This is a genomic window from Salinimicrobium soli (genome assembly GCF_048323655.1).
GTDB classification, from domain to species: Bacteria; Bacteroidota; Bacteroidia; order Flavobacteriales; family Flavobacteriaceae; genus Salinimicrobium; species Salinimicrobium soli.
The window spans coordinates 612,758-635,239 of sequence record NZ_JBLUWW010000001.1 but is presented as its reverse complement, the minus strand read 5'-3'; the positions used below and the strand labels follow the sequence as shown (position 1 = coordinate 635,239).

Annotated in this window: 18 protein-coding genes and 3 tRNA genes; 8 read left to right on the top strand and 13 right to left on the bottom strand. The window is 41.2% G+C overall.

Features of this window, described 5'->3' with window-relative positions:
• Positions 1 to 106 precede the first annotated feature (106 nt).
• From ACNORC_RS03035 to ACNORC_RS03015, 5 genes are all read right to left on the bottom strand, one after another.
• Positions 107 to 583: a DsrE/DsrF/DrsH-like family protein gene (locus ACNORC_RS03035; RefSeq protein WP_418334111.1), complete on the bottom strand. Its 477-nt coding sequence runs from the start codon at positions 581 to 583 to the stop codon at positions 107 to 109.
• Between the two features lie 10 nt (positions 584 to 593).
• The gene (locus ACNORC_RS03030; RefSeq protein ID WP_418334110.1) at positions 594 to 902 is read right to left on the bottom strand and encodes a TusE/DsrC/DsvC family sulfur relay protein; all 309 of its coding nucleotides are present in this window, start codon (positions 900 to 902) and stop codon (positions 594 to 596) included.
• Entirely contained in the window at positions 877 to 2,145 is a 1,269-nt protein-coding gene (gene sqr, locus ACNORC_RS03025; protein WP_418334109.1) for a type III sulfide quinone reductase, selenoprotein subtype, read from the bottom strand. Before sqr ends, ACNORC_RS03030 begins: the two co-directional genes overlap by 26 nt.
• Positions 2,146 to 2,310: 165 nt before the next feature.
• The gene (locus tag ACNORC_RS03020; protein ID WP_418334108.1) at positions 2,311 to 2,901 is read right to left on the bottom strand and encodes a lipid-binding SYLF domain-containing protein; all 591 of its coding nucleotides are present in this window, start codon (positions 2,899 to 2,901) and stop codon (positions 2,311 to 2,313) included.
• A 172-nt stretch (positions 2,902 to 3,073) separates the two neighbouring features.
• Positions 3,074 to 3,145, bottom strand: a tRNA-Arg gene (locus ACNORC_RS03015).
• 163 nt (positions 3,146 to 3,308) lie between these two features.
• Here ACNORC_RS03015 and ACNORC_RS03010 point away from each other — a divergent pair.
• The 5 genes from ACNORC_RS03010 to ACNORC_RS02990 all read left to right on the top strand — a co-directional run bounded on the left by ACNORC_RS03010 (position 3,309) and on the right by ACNORC_RS02990 (position 8,386).
• Positions 3,309 to 4,301, top strand: coding sequence for a DUF1028 domain-containing protein (locus ACNORC_RS03010; protein WP_418334107.1), 993 nt, complete (start codon positions 3,309 to 3,311; stop codon positions 4,299 to 4,301).
• 6 nt (positions 4,302 to 4,307) lie between these two features.
• Positions 4,308 to 4,661, top strand: a complete 354-nt coding sequence (locus tag ACNORC_RS03005) for a hypothetical protein (protein WP_386779687.1) — start codon at positions 4,308 to 4,310, stop codon at positions 4,659 to 4,661.
• A gap of 93 nt (positions 4,662 to 4,754) precedes the next feature.
• On the top strand, positions 4,755 to 5,297 hold the full coding sequence (locus ACNORC_RS03000) for an HD domain-containing protein (protein ID WP_418334105.1): 543 nt from the start codon (positions 4,755 to 4,757) through the stop codon (positions 5,295 to 5,297).
• A 231-nt stretch (positions 5,298 to 5,528) separates the two neighbouring features.
• A complete protein-coding gene (gene proC, locus ACNORC_RS02995; RefSeq protein WP_418334104.1) occupies positions 5,529 to 6,335 on the top strand; it encodes a pyrroline-5-carboxylate reductase in 807 nt (268 codons plus the stop codon).
• Positions 6,336 to 6,571: 236 nt separating this feature from the next.
• Positions 6,572 to 8,386: an AMP-dependent synthetase/ligase gene (locus tag ACNORC_RS02990; RefSeq protein WP_418334102.1), complete on the top strand. Its 1,815-nt coding sequence runs from the start codon at positions 6,572 to 6,574 to the stop codon at positions 8,384 to 8,386.
• A gap of 144 nt (positions 8,387 to 8,530) precedes the next feature.
• Here the strand turns inward: ACNORC_RS02990 and ACNORC_RS02985 are convergent, their stop codons facing one another.
• The 8 genes from ACNORC_RS02985 to rseP all read right to left on the bottom strand — a co-directional run bounded on the left by ACNORC_RS02985 (position 8,531) and on the right by rseP (position 19,182).
• A complete protein-coding gene (locus ACNORC_RS02985; protein WP_418334101.1) occupies positions 8,531 to 9,763 on the bottom strand; it encodes an alginate export family protein in 1,233 nt (410 codons plus the stop codon).
• A gap of 89 nt (positions 9,764 to 9,852) precedes the next feature.
• A complete protein-coding gene (locus ACNORC_RS02980; protein WP_418334100.1) occupies positions 9,853 to 12,999 on the bottom strand; it encodes a cytochrome c biogenesis protein in 3,147 nt (1,048 codons plus the stop codon).
• A gap of 78 nt (positions 13,000 to 13,077) precedes the next feature.
• On the bottom strand, positions 13,078 to 14,580 hold the full coding sequence (gene nrfA / locus ACNORC_RS02975; protein ID WP_418334099.1) for an ammonia-forming cytochrome c nitrite reductase: 1,503 nt from the start codon (positions 14,578 to 14,580) through the stop codon (positions 13,078 to 13,080).
• Positions 14,570 to 15,184: a cytochrome c nitrite reductase small subunit gene (gene nrfH / locus ACNORC_RS02970; RefSeq protein ID WP_418334098.1), complete on the bottom strand. Its 615-nt coding sequence runs from the start codon at positions 15,182 to 15,184 to the stop codon at positions 14,570 to 14,572. Before nrfH ends, nrfA begins: the two co-directional genes overlap by 11 nt.
• Before the next feature lie 453 nt (positions 15,185 to 15,637).
• A tRNA-Asn gene (locus ACNORC_RS02965) sits at positions 15,638 to 15,711 on the bottom strand.
• Between the two features lie 144 nt (positions 15,712 to 15,855).
• Positions 15,856 to 15,929, bottom strand: a tRNA-Asn gene (locus ACNORC_RS02960).
• A 115-nt stretch (positions 15,930 to 16,044) separates the two neighbouring features.
• Positions 16,045 to 17,751 (bottom strand): 5'-nucleotidase C-terminal domain-containing protein, encoded by a 1,707-nt coding sequence (locus ACNORC_RS02955; RefSeq protein ID WP_418334097.1) that lies wholly within the window; start codon positions 17,749 to 17,751, stop codon positions 16,045 to 16,047.
• A 63-nt stretch (positions 17,752 to 17,814) separates the two neighbouring features.
• On the bottom strand, positions 17,815 to 19,182 hold the full coding sequence (gene rseP, locus ACNORC_RS02950) for an RIP metalloprotease RseP (RefSeq protein ID WP_418334096.1): 1,368 nt from the start codon (positions 19,180 to 19,182) through the stop codon (positions 17,815 to 17,817).
• Between the two features lie 152 nt (positions 19,183 to 19,334).
• Here rseP and ACNORC_RS02945 point away from each other — a divergent pair, with 152 nt between their 5' ends.
• From ACNORC_RS02945 to feoB, 3 genes are all read left to right on the top strand, one after another.
• Positions 19,335 to 20,000 carry an SCO family protein gene (locus tag ACNORC_RS02945; protein ID WP_418334095.1) on the top strand — a complete coding sequence of 222 codons (666 nt, stop codon included), beginning with the start codon at positions 19,335 to 19,337 and terminating at the stop codon, positions 19,998 to 20,000.
• A gap of 138 nt (positions 20,001 to 20,138) precedes the next feature.
• Positions 20,139 to 20,369 (top strand): FeoA family protein, encoded by a 231-nt coding sequence (locus tag ACNORC_RS02940; RefSeq protein WP_418334094.1) that lies wholly within the window; start codon positions 20,139 to 20,141, stop codon positions 20,367 to 20,369.
• 2 nt (positions 20,370 to 20,371) lie between these two features.
• Positions 20,372 to 22,471 (top strand): ferrous iron transport protein B, encoded by a 2,100-nt coding sequence (feoB, locus tag ACNORC_RS02935; protein ID WP_418334093.1) that lies wholly within the window; start codon positions 20,372 to 20,374, stop codon positions 22,469 to 22,471.
• Positions 22,472 to 22,482 lie beyond the last annotated feature (11 nt).

Sequence of the window (22,482 nt, the reverse complement as noted above, 5' to 3'; positions counted from 1 at the left end):
ATTCTGTACTCTTATATTCTTAACTCTTATAAAGCTGTTCACGAGACATAAAAGCCGGTTGATCGCTCATCCGGCCCTTATAACCAACTTACTAATTATGAAAACTCTAAATAAAAATCATTTGCACCCCATCCTGATCGGCCCTGTTATAAAAATCACCGATAGTAAGTATGCCGTTGAGATCATCAATAAAATCTTCTTCCTTAAGATGGAACATATCTATGGCGAGCTTACAGCCCCAAAGTTTCACACCAGATGCAGATAAAATCTCAAGAAATTCATCAACGGGCGGCATGTCCAGTTTATCCATCTCCTTTTTCATCATTTTGGTAGCAATGGCTTCCATACCTGGTAAACCTCCAACCATGGTTGGAATGTGCATCGCAGGATTTCCAACTGTTGCAACACGAAGCTTGTTCAGTTTTTTCTTCTGAATTGCTTCCAATCCAAAAAAGGTAAAAAACAGTTCTGCTTCAATGCCTTCCATGCGGGCTCCATTAGCCATGATGAATGCGGCATATACATTTTCGATGCTGGCCTTGGAAAGGATGAACAGCATCTTTTTGACTTTAGATTTGGTCATGATGTTAGGTTTAAATACAACTTTTTGGTTTTGGTACTCCGGCGATTTTCGTAGATACTTTTAATGGCCCGCCGGGGAATAGGGCATAGAATTCTTTAATATCAATAACCCCACTCTTTTTTATTCCGCGAATAGAAAGTTCCTTTCCTGCCTGTACCTGCTGTTGAAGCCATTCTATCACTTCCCAGTGCCGTGGTGTCATAACTATTCCTTCTGCTGCTGCAATTTGTTCCCCAACCTCTCGGTTCCATTGGGAAAAATCGGTTAAATAGCCTTCGTTGTTTACGTCTACTTTAAGACCTGCTAATTGAGTTTCCATAACTATAGTTTTTATTAATTTTTTTTCCTTTTAAACTCATATTTCTACCTACAAAAGGAATTGGAATTCCCTTAAGTAGCATATTCCAATAGATCCATCTGAAGGCTAATTTCCCCCAGTGGTTAAACGTACTTTCCTTTAGAAGTTTTAATGGCCCCACATTGGCAAAAGGGAAAGTTCCCTCCACTGGCTCCTGTTCATAATTGAAATCAATGAGTAGAGCCTTATTATGACCGGTCTCTATAAAACAATTGGCATGCCCGTCAAATTCCTCTTTCAGAGGTTCGCCGTCAATATATCTTAAAATGTTGTCTGTAAGAGTTTCAGCCTCAAAATGGGCTACAGAACCGGCTTTGGAAGCAGGAACGTTCGTGGCGTCTCCAATCACAAAAATATCGGGGTGAACTTTAGATTGCAGGGTGCGGGGATCTGTTGGAACAAAATTGAGATCATCACCAAATCCGGAGCGCTCAATACATTGATCTCCCATATTAGTAGGAACAGTTACCAGCAAATCAAAATCTATTTCCCTTTCAGCATAATCAATGATCTTTTTACACTCGTTATCTATTCGCTCAATAGCAAAATCTGTCTCCAGGTTCACATTCTTCTCCTCCAAAAGATAACCAAGCTTGCTGGAACATACTTCTTTGGTAAATGCGCCGGAAAGTGGTGTTACGTAAGTAATGTCCACTTTTTCCCGCATTCCTTTTTTCTGAAAATAAGAATCTGCCAAAAAGGTGAATTCTAAAGGGGCAACCGGACATTTAATAGGCATTTCGGTGATGTGCACCACCAGCTTTCCTCCTTCCCAATCCCGTAGCTTATCTCTTAGGGCAAGTGCTCCTTCAAAAGTGTAAAAATCAAAGACGCTTTTATACCAGTTATCATCAAGCATCCCCTCCACTTCTTCCGGCGAGATCCTTGAACCTGTGGCGATGATCAACAGATCATAAGTGATTTCATTTTTTTGCAGAACCACCTTCTTTTCTTCCGGAAGGATCTTATCAATGCTTTGTTGAACATATTTCACTCCTTTCGGAATAAAATCCCGGCCATCCTTTTTCACCTGTTCCTCGGTATAAAGATCGAACGGCAGAAATAAAAATCCGGGTTGATAATAATGCGTTTCCTCCTGGTCAACTATGGTGATTTCCCACTCAGTTTTTTTTAGTTTGGGCCTCAAATGATTGGCCATCATCGTACCAGCAGTACCGGCTCCAAGGATTACTAATCTTTTCATGATTTCTTCTTAAAAGTACACCGTAAATTTAAGACCTGAAACTCTTTTTTTGTGTAACTTTTGTTACACATTTACCATTTTTTCTGTTGAATCAGAAGAAAAATTCGGGATAAAAAAAGCCGGATCTTTGATCCGGCTGTTATAAAATCTGGGTTGATTTTTACATTACTGTGCATCACGATAATCGAATTCCTGACCTCCCACAGAGATTCCAATCATGGCTCCTGCTTTTGGCATCACAGCAACCCCAACTCCATCTTCAAATTTGACGCTTTTTGCTTTACCTTCTTCGATTATTACAGCTGAAGCTGTTCCCTCGAATCCGAATCTACCTTGCTTAAACTTGTTAAGAGCTTCTTTGGTTCTGAAAAATATTACCTCACGATAGGCTTGTCCTCCAAATTGGAAACCAATGTCTATTTGTCGCATTTCAGCATAACCCTGAAGTTTTCCATTTTCATAAAGGATTCCGTTACCTGCGGCACCACCCAGGATCCAGGCTCCTTTACCAACATTGGGGAAGATAACATATCCCTCAGTGTTATTGAATAGGTCCTTCATTTCGGGACTGTTGGCTAAAAAAGCGGCTTTAGCTTTTTTGACATCGTTTTCCAATTCCTGTTTATCATCTATTTCTACTTCCTGTTCATCATCATTTTGCATATCGTCATCATCCTGGGCTAACAGGGTACTGGTCGAAAACAGGAGCATCAGGCTAAAGATCCCTGTAATAACTCTGTTTTTTAGAATTTCCATTTTCATAACTTTTGAAATTTATGGTTATAATTTTAAATTAATCATTAATAATTCCAGCATATGTTAACTGGACGTTATTTCACTAAATATTAAGGTTTTACAATTGAAATAGGAATAAAAAAGACCTGCAAACAAGTGCCTACAGGTCTTAAATGGAAGGGTATTAAAAAAGTAGCCTCGCCAAGAATCGAACTTGGATCTAAAGTTTAGGAAACTTCTATTCTATCCATTGAACTACGAGGCCATTATATCCCAATTTGCAAAGGCGGGGCGCAAATTTATAAACTTCCTTGCTTTTTCACCATGATTAAACTTATTTTTTGATGATTTCTTCCCAAATTATGAAGTCCGTACATTCGGGTTCCCCATCTGCGAAATTTTCCTATTTTTATTAAAATATCGTAATGATGAAAAAATTATTTCTTCTTGCCGTATTCGTAATCTTTTTTGGAGTTGTACGTTCTCAAAACTATACCATCAAAAAAGATGATTTTGCACATACATTTTCTATTGTTGCAAGGGATACAGTTACAGGGGAAATGGCTGTTGGCGTACAAAGTCACTGGTTCTCGGTTGGAACTTCGGTTCCCTGGGGAAGATCGGGGGTTGGGGTGGTAGCCACCCAGAGTTTCGTTAATCCGGCCTACGGACCTGAGGGTCTGGACTTGATGGAAGGAGGTAAAAACGCTTCGGAAGCTCTCGGAATTTTAATTGCACAGGATCCCGGAAAAGAATTTCGTCAGGTGGCATTTTTGGATGCCAAAGGAAATTCAGCAGCTTTTACAGGAGCGAATTGCGTGGAGGCGGCAGGAGATATAAGCGGAAAGAATTTTTCAGTGCAGGCAAATATGATGCTCAACCAGGATGTAGTGCCTGCCATGGAACAGGCTTTTAGGAGCAATGCTCACCTGCCACTTGCTGAACGTGTGCTGGAGGTGCTGAAGGCTGCGCAGACGGCCGGAGGTGATATTAGAGGAAAACAGTCAGCAGCATTAATAGTAGTAGGTGCTATGAAAGTGGAAAATCCCTGGGAGGATAAAAAGATAGATCTTCGGGTTGATGATCATGAAGAACCCCTCGTTGAATTGGAGCGTCTTTTAAAAGTGGCAAGAGCTTATGAGTTCATGAACAAAGGTGACCTTGCCCTGGAAAGGGAAAATATAGAGGAAGCTCTCAAACAATATGGGAAGGCCATGGAAATGTACCCTGATAATCTTGAAATGAAATATTGGACGGCTGTAACTCTGGCCAACACCGGAAGGGTTGAGGAAGCTCTCCCTCTTTTTAAAGCGGTATTTTCAGAAGATCCTAATTGGAGGGAAATGACAAGAAGATTGCCTTCCAGCGGTCTTCTGAAAACTTCAGAAGAAGATCTCAAAACCATAATTAATTTAAAATAACAAGCTATGAAAATGAAACTATTTTTTTCCGTAATGCTTTTGGCAGCGTTTATTGGTTGTAAGGAAGAAGAACAAAAAACACCACCGGCCGAAGCTATTAACACTACCACTCAAAAAGTGGAAGCAAAAACTGACAGCTTAAAAGTAAATCCTGCACATGGTTTACCGGGTCATCGTTGTGATCTTCCCGTAGGAGCGCCTTTGAACTCGGCCACGGCGAATCAAACTCCTGTTTCCAAACTACCTTCTACTTCGGTCTCTCCTATTCGGCTTGATAAGACACCCGAACTGAATCCGCCGCATGGGGAACCTTATCACGATTGTTCAATTCCGGTAGGTGCTAAACTGAAAAAAGGGTAGATTAAAGTACGTTCCGCTCCCAAACCTACTGATTTGTTGCTGTTCAATTTTGAATCAGCTTTCAAAAATGTTATTTTATAGAAAAACCTTGTTATGGAAGAAGAGGCATTGGAATTTGCCCGTAATGCGCATGCTTCGCAGTTGCGGAAATATACGGGAGAAAGCTATATAGAACACCCTATCCGGGTGGCGACGATGGTGAAGACCGTTCCACATACTACTGAAATGGTCTGTGCTGCTTATCTTCATGATGTGGTAGAAGACACCCCCGTTTCTCTGGAAGACATTCAGCGGAAATTCGGGAGTACAGTGGCCACTCTTGTGGATGAGTTAACGGATGAGTTCATAAAGGAGAATTACCCTGACCTTAACCGCAAAAGTCGGAAGGAAAGGGAAGTTAAAAGGCAGGCCAATATGAGCCAGGCTGCTAAAACCATAAAGCTTGCCGATGTCGTAGACAACACCAGGGATATAATTGAGAATGATCCCGATTTTGCAAGGCGTTACATTCCGGAGATGGAAGCTCTTACTGAAGCGCTCCAGGGTGGAGAATTCAAACTTCTTATGAGAGCCTGTTACCAGGTTCAACGCGGAAAATTAAAGCTGGCCGAAATCCGGAAAAGACCTGTTCATTAATGAAAATCCTCAGCGACCTGACGTATTTGCAGACTTTTTGACGGAATGACGCCTTGTTACGGATGAGCCAAAAAGAATTAGTTCTTCTCTAAACCCTTTATTCATAGGGTTTCCGGTGAAAATATCACCTTTCTTCATTCAGAAACTTTAGTTTTAAGTGAAGGCTGTATAGTCTTTGCACAACACTCCATGAATCGTGAATTAAAAACCACAGATAAAACAAAGAAATAAATGAAAGTTTTAGTTATTGGAGCAGGAAACATGGGATTAACCTACGCAGAAGGAATGGCTTCTTCCACTTTTTTGAATAGGAGGAAACTCATGATATTTGATGTTTCTCCAGACAAAATAGTTTCACTGAAAGAAATGGGAATGTTTGATGTCTATGAAAAACTGGAGGACGCACTTCCAAAAGCCGATGTCGTATTTCTGGCAGTAAAACCCTATCACAGTGAAGAATTGTTCCAGCAAATGAAACCTATGATGAATCCGGAACAGATAGCGGTATCGCTTATGGCCGGGGTCACTATTGAAACAATCCAAAAAGGTTTGGGTATTAAAAAAGTGGTGCGAACCATGCCTAATTTACCTGCGCAAGTAGGAAAAGGGGTCACTTCTTATACCGAATCCGATTCAGTATCGAGGGTTGAACTGTTGATGATCAGAAATCTACTCGATACCACCGGTGAATCCATACATGTCAAAAATCAGAATTTTATTGATGCTTCCACAGGAATTTCAGGAAGTGGACCTGCATATGTTTTCTATTTTATGAACTCTATGCTGGAAGCCGCCTTAAAAATGGGCTTTTCTGAAAATGATTCCCGCGTGCTGGTGAGTCAAACCTTTGAAGGAGCAGTTGAGTTATTCAACCAGAACGACCTTTCTCCTACTCTCTGGATGGACAGGGTGGCCTCAAAAGGAGGTACTACCCGGGCAGCTCTGGATTCTATGGATGATAACAATGTAAAGGAATTGATCAAAGAAGCGGCTTATGCAGCCTTTAATCGCGCCGTTGAGCTTGGAGAAGATGATTAAGTCGACCTGAAGAAAGATTAAAAGGCCCAACAGGTTTAATTCTGTTGGGCCTTTTTTGTTTATGTCGTGTTCTGAATTATTCAAAAATACCATTATAACTCCCAAAAACTCCTTTGAAAAGAGATTTCTCGGAATTTTAATGACCTCTTAATTTAAATATATGATATTTTAGCGCCTTCATCCGTAGGTCTTATCACAGCGGAAATGATAAAAAGAATAAAGCTTGTTAGAATTCAATGATGAACAACAATACCACATCAAATAAACTTCCCAGTCGTCTCTTTGACTGCCTTACTTATCAGATAGAAAATTTCCCCCTTCCCGACATGCTTGCGGCCAAAGAAAACGGGGAATGGCGAAAGTACAGCAGTAAGGAAGTCAGTGAAATAGTTAACCAGGTTAGCGCTTCCCTTCTAAAAATGGGATTTTCGGGAGGTGATGGGAGCATTGAAGGAAAAGATAAGATCGGGATCATAAGTCAGAATTGCCCGGAATGGATGATGGCAGATATGGCCATACAACAAACCGGAGCAGTATCAGTACCTGTATATCCAAATATCACCAATAGCGAACTGCAATTCATTTTAAAGGACGCCGGGGTCAAAATGATCTTCGTGGGAGATGCTGCCCTCTACAAAAAACTCACTGAGATTAAGGATGATCTTCCCGCATTAGAAAAGATTTATTCTTTTAAAAAAGTAGATGGTATTCCTCAACTCAAAGACCTGATGGTCGATCTTTCAGAGGATTCAAAAATGCTGGTAAATCAGCACCGGGACGCTGTGAAGGAAACAGATCTTGCTACCATACTTTATACTTCGGGAACAACCGGCACTCCAAAAGGGGTCATGTTGTCACACCGCAATATTGTCAGCAACTCATTGGGTGCTGCAGATGTAATTCAGGAAGTAGGGGTAAAAGGTAAGAGAGTGATAAGTTTTCTTCCACTTAACCACGCCTTCGAACGCATGGCAACTTATTGCTTCTTTTACAGTGGCGCGGCCGTGTATTACGCTGAAAGCATGGACACCATAGCTGCGAACCTCAAGGAGGTCAAACCCACTCTTTTTACCACAGTTCCAAGGCTACTGGAGAAAATATACGACGGGATTTTGGCTAAAGGCAATGAATTAACCGGAATAAAAAGAAAACTGTTCTTTTGGTCCCTAGATTTAGCCGAACGATATGAGATCAATAAACCGAAGAGCATCAGTTACAAACTGCAACTGGCATTAGCGAATAAAATTGTCTTCAGCAAATGGAGGGAAGCTTTGGGAGGTGAGGTAAAGTCGATTATCACAGGGGCCGCCGCATGTCAGGTACGTTTGCTGAAAATTTTTACGGCAGCTGAAATTGTGATACAGGAAGGCTACGGTCTAACTGAAGCATCTCCTATCATTAGTGGAAACCGCTATAATGAAAAGAACAGGATGTTTGGAACCGTTGGGCCACTGCTTAGGGATGTAGAGGTAAAACTCGCCGAAGACGGAGAAATTCTTTGTAAAGGTCCAAATGTTATGTTAGGCTATTATAAACGCCCAGATCTTACCGAAGAGGTCATGCAAGGAGAATGGCTTCGCACAGGTGACATTGGGAAAATTATGGATGATAAATTCCTGAAAATAACGGATAGAAAGAAAGAATTGATCAAGACCAGTGGAGGGAAATACGTGGCACCTCAGCCAATTGAAAACAAAATGGTAGAAAGCCCATGGATTGAGCAGATCATGGTAGTGGGAGAGCTTCAAAAGTTTGTGGGCGCCCTGGTCGTACCGGCCTTTGAGGCGCTTAAAAAATGGTATCTGGAACAGGAGATCCCTTACCCGGGAAATGATAAAGTGCTACATGCCGCCGAAGTCCGCCAGTTAATAAGTGACTCGGTCAAAAAATACAATCTGCATTTCAATCCGGTAGAACAAATAAAAAAGTTCCATTTGATCCCCAACGAATGGACCATTGAAGGCGGGGAATTAACGCCAACCCTAAAATTAAAAAGACGAACTATCATGGAGAAATACCAGGAGTTTGTGCACAGTATTTATAATAATTAACTTTTTAAACCTCACAGGTTTTAAAAACCTGTGAGGTTATATAGAGCCAGATCTACAGTAACAAAAAGGCCACCTATTCGGTGGCTTTTTTTGTTGATTCTTACCTAAAGAAAGATTGAATCCCGCTGTTACCGAGCATCCAATCTACTCTCCCAGGTTTACAGTAAATAAATTAGGATTTACAATTACCTGAGCCCATGCCCAGTTATTGGTATTATCATTGGGTCTTCCTCCTTTTATTAAGCTCATACTGTCAGAAGCAAACATATGGGAATAACCAAGGCCCAGTTTTACGAACTTCATTAAGTTTTGAGTGTAAACCAGGTCGATCTCTGTACCCAAATATTTATCAGCATTATTGCTCAATTCGGCATTAGCTGTGAAATAATGTCCTTTTAGAAGAAAACTGGAGTTCTTTCCTGTACTAATTACAGCCTTAGCGTAAAAGTCATTTAATCCAACATTATTGGCATGATTACCCACGTAAAAATAATCCATAAACCCGTTAAACTTATGGTTGGTACCATACACAGGGAAGAATGAATTATTTTCAGAAGCACCATCCTGATCGGTTCCACTTAGTAATTCAAGACCTAAACCATATAGGGTGCTCCCCGGCTTATAGGTCGCTTCAAGCGAAGCCTGATACGCTGAAAGATCGGTATCACTATTGGCTTTTCCGAATTGATAATATACGCTACCCGAAAAGTTCAACTGCTGTACCGGAAACTGGAAATAACTTCCTGTTGTTTGCCGGTAATAAACACCTTCAGAGGCTTCTAAATCGAGTTCATTTAGATCTTGGAATCCTGTGTTAAGGAATAGAAAACTTGCAGAACTGCTTCCCCAGGTTTTTTTCAAATAAGCATATTGCATTGATTTATAGGTGAAAAATCCTGTGATTTTATAGACGTTCCCTTCATTTCCTGGATTTTCCTGGCTAAAAGCACCTCCAAGATCCAAAATAAAGTCTTCAGTTTCATATTTCAGAATTGCAGCATCGTGGAAACGCCCCTGCATGGCCCAGTCCAAACCTCCAAAAATTCGTTCGTTATCATAGGCGATCACCTGCCTACCCATTTTAGCAGACCAGTTCTCATTAAACTTCAGTTTCATGTAAGCCTGAAATAGAGAGAAGGAATCATTTCCGTCCACTGGAAGGATCTGCCTTGTATCTCCCCAGGTACTTACATCCTGAACAGCTATAAACAGCTTTAATCTTTCGGCTGTATAACCAAGGTTGAGACGAGTACGCTGCTGTACAAATGCTGCCGGATCGGCATTATCAGGAAAAAGATTATTAAAGCCATGCCTGTATTCGAAACGTGCTCTAACATCGGCATCCATTTCAAAAACCTGTGCATATGACTGGCTCATGAATAAAAAAACGAAGAAAAGAATCGGTAATTTGAATTGGTTTTGATTAAACATATCGGGGGGTATTAAGTTTTACGTAAAATTAGTTTCTAATTAGCGGTCTCATGGATTCGCCTTAAATTCCTGTCCCTAAAAAAAGCAATTATGGTAATGAGCGTAATAAGAAGGATTATAACATAGATAAAATTTGGAATAGGTACAGAATCTCCGCCTGCATAACTGTGCAGTCCTGATAAATAGTAATTCACACCAAACGAGGTCATGATAATAGACCCGAAGGCAAAAATGCTCACTGCATTTAATACAAACCTTCCTCGCAGAGCGGGGATGAACCGTAGATGCAGAACTACCGTATAGACTATTATGCTAATTAAAGCCCAGGTCTCTTTTGGATCCCATGCCCAGTAACGTCCCCATGACTCATTAGCCCAAATTCCTCCCAAAAAAGTTCCGGCAGCCAGGACATATAAACCTATAGTCATTGCGATCTCATTGATATAAGTAATTTCCCTGATCTTGACATTGATCTTTTTTCTGTTGCTTGATGTCCGGAAAATTATAAGCAACAGAGCCATAAGTCCTAATATCGCTGAAAGTGCAAGGGGCGCGTAGCTGCTTACAATAGTCGCTACATGAACCTTTAACCAGAAAGATGATTTAAGTACCGGCATTAGATTAGTGATCTCAGGGTTCAACCAGTCCAGGTAACTAACAAATAACAGAGCTCCTGAAAATAGTGTGGCCAAAGGCAGGGCAAAATCTGATTTCCTAAAGGTCAAAAGTCCACAAAGCATAAGGGTCCATGCCACAAAAACGATCATTTCATAACCATTACTCCAAGGGGCGTGTTGAGCCACGTACCAGCGTAAAATAATATTTCCTGTAAAGGCCAGAAAACTTATCAAGGTGATGAGGATCAAAGCATTCCATGCGATCTCAATACCCTTGTTTTTTGTAAAGATCCTTGATATTGCAAGGATTAGTAGGATTAATCCAACAGTGAAATACAACTGGAATAACCAAAAGTTAAGGTTAAGTTCATTGTACCAGATCTCCGCTTCTACCCTCTTTCGGTCCGGTATTATTTCCTCTCCCAGTATATCCTGGAACTTCTTGATATAAGTTAATTTTTCACTGGCGGCAACCCAATCTTTACTATTCACATCACTAAAATACCCGGGGATTATTCTCTTTGCAAAACGGGCATCCTCTTCTGGAAAATCATTAAAGTCATGAGTAGGACTGTACCATTTATTGGAACTATCATTACTGTTAGGGAATATTTGAAGGTAATGACCGGCAAAAACATTGTAGAGTATATTAAAGCGTTCATCAACTTTAATAACTTCCTTTTCCAATTCATTACGCTCTGCCGGTTTCTTTTGATTAGCATCTTCTATGGCTTTTACAAGCAAATAATTACCTTCATCATCCAGCAACTGGGAAAAGGAGATCATATCATCCTCATTATATGCTAAAGGCCCGAAAGCTTCACCCACCTTTTTTCGATCTACTTTGATTATCGGAACATATTGCCACACATTTGGAGAGGTGTGCATTGCAAGAAAAGCCTGGTTCGCATTAAAACTAAAGGTCTCGTCTCCTTTTTTAAATTTAAAGTATGGTTTTCTGGTAAGTTTCCGTAAAACTTCTGAAGCAAGGGTATTTATGGGTTTTATCCTCCCATCAAGATCCTGCACCATAAGCCTGCCAAACATCTCAGCATGCTGTTCATTTACGGCCTGTTGTTCGATAATATCGATTGTGATCTCAGGATCTGATTCCTGCGCCTGCATTGCGGCTGAAAAACTAAAAAGTAAAAGCATAATGCCAACAGCTTTCATTTTTTTCAGTTTCTTATTGATCTGTGTGAACCTGGAGGACTTTCCGAAGAGCGTAAAGAACATTCCTATCATCATGAGAAAATAACCTGAATAAGTAACATAAGTTCCGGGAGCATCATGGTTCACAGCCAGCACCGTTCCCTTTTCATCAGTATCATAGCTCGCCTGAAAGAAACGATAGCCTTCATAATCGAGTACATTGTTCATATAGATACGATGAGGCATGGTTTCCCCGTCGTCCATTACTTTAACCTCACTCGCGTAAGACGAAGGACTTGTAGAACCCGGGTAACGCTCCAGCTGGAAATCTTCCAGATGAATAGAGAAAGGTGTGGTCAATGCTTTGGAACCGTAAGAGAGTATAACCCTGGTACCGGCCAAATCCACCTCATGTTGTGACGGCAAAAAGCCCTGCCTGTATAATAAAGTCACTTTTTCCTCCTTATCGCCCACTTTGACATTCACAACCAGTGCATCATCTTTGATCTCGTCATTATCTTTAGGTTTTTCAGATTCGCTCACCAGTTTAATGGCCGCATTAGGATGGTAAGATAAAGGCACAAAGGAAGCGTCCCCATCCCGGTATAATGTGCGTAAGGCCATAGGATGTAAACTATCTTTAAGCAGTGTTCCGGCCTTTTCGGAAGCCATTACAAAAGATCCCAGGTTACGCGGGGATTTGATCTTAAAACTGCCGTTCTCTTCAATAATATTGATCACACCGTCTCCCTTAGCCTCAAAGCCTACCAAATGATTATGCTCTCCTATATTCTCGATCTCTCCTTTTTCGAGAAAAATCGTTTGACGACGGCTGCCTGCAGAAACTACCATTTGAAGCATGGGTTTTCCCCCTTCCACCTCATCAACAATTTCGGGCACGGCATCTGCTATGAATTCATTAAAACTCACGGTTACAGGCTGACCATTAAATTCGGTGTCTATCGAAAAATCATTATCCCCAATCGGAGAAAAATTCATTCTTTTTTCCAGAGTTTTTGAGCCATTTTTATCACTTAACGTGAATTTCAGGAAATTGGCATCTGAAATTATTGTGTTTGAAGCTGCCCCTTCCCGTATGCGCATAATTCCCCCATAAGAAGTGTACCTTGTGATTCCTGAACCAATTAAGATCACTATAAAAGCCAAATGGAACATAAGAATTGCCCATTTTTCTTTTCGCCATAGATTATACTTGATAATATTCGCGGCAAAGCTTATCCCTAATCCCAACATGATCAATTCAAACCAAAGGGAATCATAGATCACCTGCCAGGCTGTGGCAGTTCCAAAATCGTTTTCTACAAAAGTAGCTACCGCCATAGCTAAGGCGAATGCAAACAATAATATAATAGCCAATACAGGCGATGCGAAAAACTTATATAACTTCTTCATTTCAAATTCATTTTCACCATAAAAAATAGAGACACCTAAATATTAAAAAAGGTGCCTCTAAATAAATCCAATCCTATCTTATTTCTCTACGGAAGTCACCTTTCTTTTGGTGTCCATTTCTGCTTCTCGTTCCTTAGCTCGCTCCATCCATTTTGGAAGTAGATTTTCTTTAAAGCTTGCTTTTTCTGCTTCAAGTTTTTCCATGTCCAGACCAATATATTTTTGAGCTTTTTCCTTAGTATTTATATCGGGCATTTCTACAGGTTTATTATGACCAAGATCTGCTAACAAACGGCTTAACTTAAGTCTCGCATCCTGGGCTTTTACAAGGCCTCCCCCAATCACCCTGGCAATCTCTACCGGAGAGTGGAACGAAGCTCCATGAGCTGCAGCTGAAAAATCCCAACGCCATTGTGCGTGACGAATGTCTGTAAGTATATCTTTCATTTGCTCCTCGGTAGCTCCCAGATCCCAACACTTCTTGGCTTCTAAATGAGCCCTTACCAAAAGGTCCTCTAATTTCAACCTGTTTTCAGAGGCTTTTTTCTGTCTTTCATAAACATTAGAGATCAACTTGCTTGATTCCTCTCTATGACAAACCTGGCATGCATTTGAGGTATTATTCAGAGGAGACTGAATATGATGATCCGTGAACTTTTGTCCACCTTCACTCTTATATGGCATATGACAATCTGCACATGACACTCCCCTGTCAGCATGCACCCCGGTCACAAAAGTTTCATATCCCGGATGTTGCGCTTTCAACATTGGTGCTCTACTTAACTGATGAGTCCAGTCTGAAAATTGAATGTTATCATAATATCTCTCCATGTCTTCAACACTTGTTCCTTCTTCCCACGGAAATACCAGGTAAGGCACCCCTTCCTTCCCGGGAAGATTCTTGTTGAAGTAATATTCAACATGACATTGCGCACAAACCAGAGAGCGCATTTCATTATGAGTAGCATCATTAATGTCTTTACCCATGGCATCAAAAGCTTCCACTAGTGCCGGTCTGGTAATTCTAAGTTTCATACTTTTTGGGTCGTGACAATCTGCACAACCAATTGGGTTGACCACCTGGTCTCCTTTGTCTGCCCATTTCCCGCTGTAAAATTCAGCTACTCCAATTTCATTCATTAATCTTGGAACATCGGGACTCTTACACGTCCAACAGGTAGAGGGCATTGGCCCATCCCCTTCACCCGTTGGACCACCGGTCCTTAAGGTGTTATGAATATCTTCAATGGCATACGCGTGACCGCGTCCCTGATTATAATCTTTTGAGAAGCCGTAACCTGCAAACAGAATAACAAGGTTTGGATCTTCTTCAAGCACATCAATCATAGAAGAACCTCCCTGATAAGAAGAAAAAGAGGTATCCTTGGTCTGTAAAAAGGATTGATATTCTTTTGGATAATTCTCACCCCAAACTTCATTTCTAGGTTCATTTTCAGCGATCTCAACCTTAGGGGTGAACTGGTATTTCGCTTCCGATTTCCTGTTAATAATACTGGAAGCCAATAGTCCTAAAAGAAATACTACTACAATGGTTACTATAAATAATACTTTATTCTTCATTATTCTGGTTTTTATCTGTTTGTTCTGCCAACCACTCCGGAATAACCATCTCTTCCTTATCGGTTGGTATTGGCGCTAAATTATATTTGATTGTTGTCAAACCGTGTACATCCCCATGGGGTACCTGCTGGTGGCAACTCCAGCATTGTCTTGTAGTCCTTTTTTCTCTGTGATCTTCTATATAACCGTCATACTTTACCTGGGTCACCTGTTGCACGTGACAGCGTATACAATTCTGCTGCACAACTTCCTGCGAAGCCTCCTTCATCTTAATTACATCTGGTTCTGCTCTGGCGGTAAATACTGAAGCATGGTAAAGACCATCTTTAGCTTTGAAATAATATTTGTTCACCACATTATCGTGTGGCACATGGCAGTCATTACAATTTGCCCATTCCCTGTGCGAGCTGTTCATCCAGCTGTTATAAACAGGGGTCATCACATGACAATTCACGCAGGCCTGAGGATCATCGGAGAGATAGGAAGTCACCCTTGCCTCCTTCATCATGAATAAGCCTAACCCTATGATTACAGCGATAAAAAACAATGCAACCTGACGCCAATTAGAGCCTTTTTGGGGTAATAAATTAAACGGAAATTTCATACTGGAAGGGCTGCGGGTTAGTTGTCTCAAATATTCAAGTGTTGAAAATTGGACATTTTCTCTAAAGAAAACTGTTTTTTCTTAAATCGAAATTTGTTTGGTCGGTTCTTAAAATGGCTGAATTAATTCAATAACAAAAATATCCCGACAATTTTACCCGAATTATGACCACGCTCAGTAATTCGTAAAAAATTTAACAAATTTGAAAATCTCTACCCATTGGAAATTCAATAACTGAAGTGGAACCAATATAATATCGATCAAAGGTTTTTGAATAAGGAATGTAAACTTGATATCCCATAGAAAAACAAAAAGCCCCACATAAAAATGCGGGGCTTTAATTTGCTCCTCCTCTTGGGCTTCCCTCAGCTCCGTTTCACTTCACTCGGGACAGGCTTCTCGCCCAAAAATAATTCCAAAAAAAAATGCCATCATAAGATGGCATTTTAGAAGCTCCTCCTCTTGGGCTCGAACCAAGGACCCTCTGATTAACAGTCAGATGCTCTAACCAACTGAGCTAAGGAGGAAAATTCCAATATGTTTTTACCTTTTTTGAAGGGTGGTAATTCCCTTTTATTTGCTCCTCCTCTTGGGCTCCCCTCGATCCTGATAACCATCAGTACTCGGGACAGGCTTCTCGCCCAAAAGAAATCAACATTTTCAAAATTTTGCTCCTCCTCTTGGGCTCGAACCAAGGACCCTCTGATTAACAGTCAGATGCTCTAACCAACTGAGCTAAGGAGGAATGTCGCAATCAATTTTGCGGTTGCAAATATAACTTAATTTTTATTTTTCACTAAATATTCCGGCAAAAAAGAACAGAAATATTTGAAGAAAAATCCGGGCCAAAAAATGGCTTTTTAGATACCCCGGTTACAGCCGTCGTAGTCAATAACAGACTGGTATCCCTTCAGGTAATCAATAAGATATTCGGCAGTGGTTTTTTCATATGTTTTTTCAGGAGCTCCAAAAACACCCGGGTATACTGAAGAAATGTAGTCATTCAATCCAACCACAAGTATCCTGTCATCTGCAAGTTTATTTCCGGAGCCATCATAAAAATTAATACTTCCTCCAGACTGCTGGATCTGCACTCCGGCCCATGCCATCGAAGGCGCGTTGGGTGAGAGCAGAAAAGCACGTAACTCAGCCACGGTCATTGAAAAGGTATCCAGGCCATTTCCGAAGGGATCAATAGTATAAATATCAAAAGGAGTAATGGGCCCATAATCTAATCCGGCCCGTATTCCGCCATAATTCTGAAAAACAATATCTGCCCCAGTGATCGCCCTCAGGGCATCGGTATAAAAGCAACCGGTTTCTGAAGAACTGTGATTCTGGAGGGAAGTCCCTATTTCTTCGAAAAATTCGGGTTTGTTATTATATCCATTGATCTCCACCAGCAATTCTTCATCCTGTTGTGAGACTGCGTTAAGATCAATAAGCTCATGTTTATAATCCAGGATCTGTCCACCCATGACCTCAAGGCTGAGCTTGGTGAGGTAATTGAGATTGGAACCACTTTGGACCATATACCTCCCGGCCACCTTTTGGCTGTAAATAGCATGATTGTGACCTCCTATCACCAGGTCCACAAAATCCTCCTGCTCCAGGATCATTCTGTCTCCTGCCGAACCGTAATGAGTCAAAGCCACTACAAGATCTGCATTCTTTACAGCAGTGACATTCTCAAAATTTGAGACGGCCGAAACCCCTTCCGTGAAGTTGAGGCCTGCAATCTTCTTTGGGTGTGATAATGGTGTATTATCAGGGGAGCCTGTTTCCACCACTCCTATAAAAGCGATCTCAAAACCGTCTTTTTGGATGGTGACCATTCCCTCGGGAGTATTTAGATCTCCCGACCCTCTTGAAACATTGGCGCACAAAAATGGGAAGCTTGCTTGCTCCATACGCATGTTAAGGACCTCCTGACCGTAATCAAATTCATGGTTCCCCAGAGCACTAACATCCAGTCCTGATTTACCTAAAAGATCGATCATAGGAAATCCTTTTTCTGGATGGTAATCCACTATTGGATTTCCGGAGAAAATATCACCTCCACAGACGAAGAAAACCTGTGATTCAGTTTCCTTCTGCTTATCAATGATGGCCTTTATCTTCGCAAAATTATTGATCCTTCCATGAGGATCGTTAATAGTATAGATCACGATGGTTTCCAAAGCTCCCTGTTCGGTAGGATTTGTTGGGCCCGGATCTGTGGGACCGGTGATCTCTTCAAAACGAGCCACAACCTTGAGGTTCTTGCTCATTTTCACCTCAAGAGGATTTGTGTTTCCGGAGTAATCACCCAGCCATGCGGCAAAACGGTATCCTTCTGCAGGAACTGCGGTCAACTCCAGCGTTTCGGCTGCCTTAAATTCCCCTTGTCCGGGTGTAACGGTTCCTCCTTCTGCAGGAACAACAGATGTCTCAAGCACGAATTTTTGCTCCACAGGATCTTCCGAAGAACAGGCCTGAAAGAGAAACAAGAATGTGACAATGGGAATTAAAAATTTCAGAAAAAAACTGATAGGTCGGTTGACCGTAGAAATGGTAGAATTATTCATAAATCAAAAAAATAGAGCCGAAAATTGTCATTTTCGGCCCTGTAAATATATTAATTATGATGTTTATTCAAATAACCAGCGGTAGATATCATTTCCGTTAGCAAATAGCACCAGCGCAATTAGTATAACAAATCCCACAAGCTGAGCGTATTCCATTACTTTCTCGTTAGGCTTACGCCCGGAGACCATCTCATACAACAGGAAGACCACATGTCCACCATCCAGGGCAGGGATAGGAAGTATGTTCATAAAAGCCAGAATAATAGAAATGAAAGCAGTGGTCATCCAGAAAGCCTGCCAGTTCCAAACATCAGGAAAAAGTCCGCCAATCGCACCAAAACCGCCTACCTGGGTAGCGCCTTTTTTGGTAAACACATATTTAAACTGCGCCACATAATCGTGGAGCGTCCAATATGCGAGGTCAAATCCTTTGGTTACACTTTCAGCCAAAGAATATTTTTCATGACTTATCTTGATCTGGTTATCGGGAGCGATTCCGATAGTCCCTTCCTCATCCGGTGTCACATTAAGAGTGAGCTGTTTTTCGTTTATTTCATCAGCATTGTTATCATTCAGCTCTATTCCGCGGTATTCTCCTCCCCGTTTGATGATGAGGGTAAGAGGTTGTTCCGCATTTTTCTTGATCTCTCGGGTCAATTCATGCCAATAACCAATTTCAATATTGTTTATGGAGATGATCTTGTCACCAGGTTTCAATCCGGCCTGATCTGCAGGGCTTCCTGCCACTACAGTGTCCAGAACAGGATAAGCCAGCGGAATGAAAGGTTGAAGAACTCCTTCCTCAAACATCTTAGATCCAATTTCTTCGGGAACTGAGATAACTTCCTCTTCCCCTGAAGAATGTCTTACCTTAATGTTTTCAACATCCCTTAAAAAAAGGTACTTATTAATATCAATGCTGTTTTTAAGTTCCTCACCATTCACCTCCAGCACCTGATCTCCGTTTCTAAAACCAAATTCCTGGAAAGTGTCGTCTACTGCAAATCCGTTCGGCATATCGCCCGGTGCAATATAAGGACTGCCCCACACGAACATGACCATCATATAGATCACGAAACCAAGAATAATATTTACGGTTACTCCACCTACCATGATAATAAGACGCTGCCATGCCGGCTTGCTTCTGAATTCCCACGGCTGTGGCGGCTGTGCCATTTGTTCTTTATCCATGCTCTCGTCAATCATTCCGGCTATTTTCACATAACCTCCCAGAGGCAACCAGCCGAGACCATATACAGTTCCACCTATCTTCTTCTTAAAAAGGGCAAATTTCACATCGAAGAACAAAAAGAACTTTTCTACCCGGGTATTAAAGATCTTAGCCGGGATAAAATGACCCAGCTCATGAAGGATAATGAGGATAGATAAACTTAAAATTAATTGTAATGCTTTTATAAAAAAGGGATCCATAGATAAACTCGTAAATTAAAATCGCACAAAAGTAACCTTTTAAAGGTTCTCAAAAAAGCTTTAAAATGAGGTCCTAAAAAGTGTACCGAAATTTGGGAATTGAATATTACATATTGAGAATGAGAATTGTAATTTTGCGAAAAATAAATTGAATGCTTCGGTTCTTCGCCAAATACAAGTTCTTCGCAGTTTTCCTTTTTGTGCTTTCGGCTATAATCATTACCATTATTTATAATGTTCTGAAGCCTGAAGAGCGGCTTCCAGTATATCAGCCAAATATGGTAAGTACCGAATTGGTTGATTCCACCATGCAGGAAGTACGGAAGTATCACACGATTGCTGACTTTAAACTGGTCAACCAGAATGGCGATACTATCACCCAGGAATTTTACAGGGACAAGATCTATGTAGCCGATTTTTTCTTTACCACTTGCCAGACTATATGTCCTATTATGACAGATCATATGCTGAAGATCCAGGAAAAGTTAAAGGATGATCCCAATGTACTGTTGCTGTCCCATTCAGTGATCCCCGTAGCGGATAGTGTCCCGCAGCTAAAAAAGTACGCTCTTGAAAAAGGGGTGAATGATGAAAAATGGAATTTGGTGACGGGAGATAAAAAACAGATCTACGACCTGGCCCGAAAATCCTATCTTGCGGCCAAGAGCCAGGGAGATGCCGGTCCCTTTGACATGATCCACACTGAAAATTTCGTCCTGGTAGACAGGCAAAAACGCATTCGCGGTTTTTACGATGGAACTGATCCGGATGCCATAGAAGATCTTTTGCACGACATACAAATTCTGGAGAAAGAGTAAAATCAGAACAAGCTTTTTTTGCCCTTTTCTGATATTAATCACCTTTACCCTTTTTATCCTTTCTTTTATTCTCGCAAGTTTTTCTAATCCTGAATTTTACCTTATTTTTGCCTTGTTTAAAATCAATCTAAATAAACATTGAGGCATACCATTGCAGATCTTAAGCGCGGACAGCGCGGTATCATCAAGGAATTTTCAGCAGAACACATTCCGCTGAAGCTTCTGGAAATGGGATGTTTACCCGGTAATGAAGTGGAGTTGGTACAAACCGCACCCTTTAGGGATCCAATGTATTTGAACATCAACGGCAGCCACCTCGCGATTCGCAAGGAAACTGCTGAAAGCATAGAGATAGAAATCATTCCCTGATCATGGCCAAACAGATCAATGTTGCTTTAATTGGAAATCCTAACACAGGGAAAACCTCCGTTTTCAACCAACTTACCGGACTCAATCAACAGGTTGGGAATTACCCCGGTATCACGGTGGAAAAGAAGGAAGGTATTTGTAAACTTCCCCGCAATGTTAAAGCACATATTCTAGACCTTCCGGGAACCTATAGTCTTAACGCATCGTCCCTGGATGAGAACGTGGTCATTGAACTCTTGCTTAACAAGAATGACAAGGATTATCCGGATGTGGCTGTCGTGGTGAGCGATGTGGAGAATCTTAAAAGAAATTTGTTGCTCTTCACCCAGATCAAGGATCTTGAGATCCCTACCATCCTGGTCATTAATATGGCAGACAGGATGAGCAGGAAGGGAATCTCGCTTGACATACCTGAACTGGAAAAGGAACTAAAGACCCGCATAGCTCTTGTTAGTGCCCGGAAAAAGACCGGTATTGACGAGCTTAAGAATCTTATTCTTAACTATCGCCATATTTCAACAGAGCCCTGTCTCAATGCTTCCATCATGGATCCGACATATTTTGACAGACTTCGGAATGCTTTTCCTAATCAGTCGCTTTACAAGCTTTGGCTGGTAATCACCCAGGATGTGAATTTTGGGAACGTGAATCGCAAAAGCCTTGATAACACTAAGGACTTTCACACCAAAGATGAAAGTACGCTGAAGCGGATGCAGCAGAAGGAAACCATTCTGCGTTATCAATTCATTAACGGAGTGCTAAAAAAGGCAATGACAATTGATGTCAATGCTGCCAAAGGATTACGGGCTACTTTTGATAAGATCCTTACCCACAAGGTTTTTGGTTATATCATTTTCTTTTCAATTCTACTTTTGATCTTCCAGGCTATCTACGACTGGTCCAGTTATCCGATGGATTTTATCGATGACATGTTCGTAGTCTTCAGTGAGATCACCAAACAAACACTGCCTCCAGGAGCATTCACCGATTTAATTGCGGAAGGAATTATTCCGGGGTTGGGAGGCATCGTAATTTTTATTCCGCAGATCGCTTTTCTGTTCCTGTTCATTTCCATTCTGGAAGAAAGCGGGTATATGAGTAGGGTCGTTTTCCTTATGGATAGAAGTATGCGTCGCTTTGGCCTTAGCGGAAAAAGTGTTGTTCCATTGGTTTCGGGTACTGCCTGTGCAATACCGGCCGTAATGGCTTCACGAAATATCGAAGACTGGAAAGAACGTCTTATTACCATTTTAGTGGTTCCTTTCACCACCTGTTCAGCCAGGCTTCCTGTATACCTTATCATAATTGCACTGGTAATTCCTGAAAAATCTTATTTCGGATTCAACTTGCAGGGATTAACTCTTATGCTACTTTACCTGCTGGGATTTGGTATGGCGATATTCTCGGCCTGGGTGCTGCATAAGATTCTGAAGATCAAAAGCAAATCTTATTTCGTAATTGAAATGCCTAACTACAAGATGCCCATGATCAAGAATGTGGCAATTAATGTAGTGGAGAAGACTAAATCCTTTGTTGTGGGTGCCGGAAAGATAATCCTTGCTATTTCCATTATTCTTTGGGTGCTGGCAAGTTACGGCCCTGGCGAAAACTTTGATAATGCTGAGCAAATCGTAAAAAAAGAATATTCAGAAAATACAATTTCCCAATCTGAACTGGATAATAAAATCGCTTCCTATAAGCTTCAGCATTCGTATATTGGAAATATCGGGCAGGCAATAGAACCGGTGGTGGCTCCATTAGGTTATGACTGGAAAATTGGCATAGCCATTGTAAGTTCTTTTGCGGCACGTGAGGTCTTTGTAGGTACCCTGGCAACGATTTACAGCGTTGGTAGTGATGAAGAGGAGACGATAAAAGCAAGAATGTCCTCAGAAACTAATGTGATACTTGGTGGGCCACTATTTACTTTTGCCAGCGGAGTTAGTTTATTGTTGTTTTACGCCTTTGCCATGCAATGTATGAGTACCCTGGCAATCGTTAAACGTGAAACGAACACCTGGAAATGGCCACTGTACCAGCTATTTACAATGACTACAATTGCTTACATTGCGGCTCTTGTGGCATTTCAGGTACTAAAATAAAAGATGAGAAC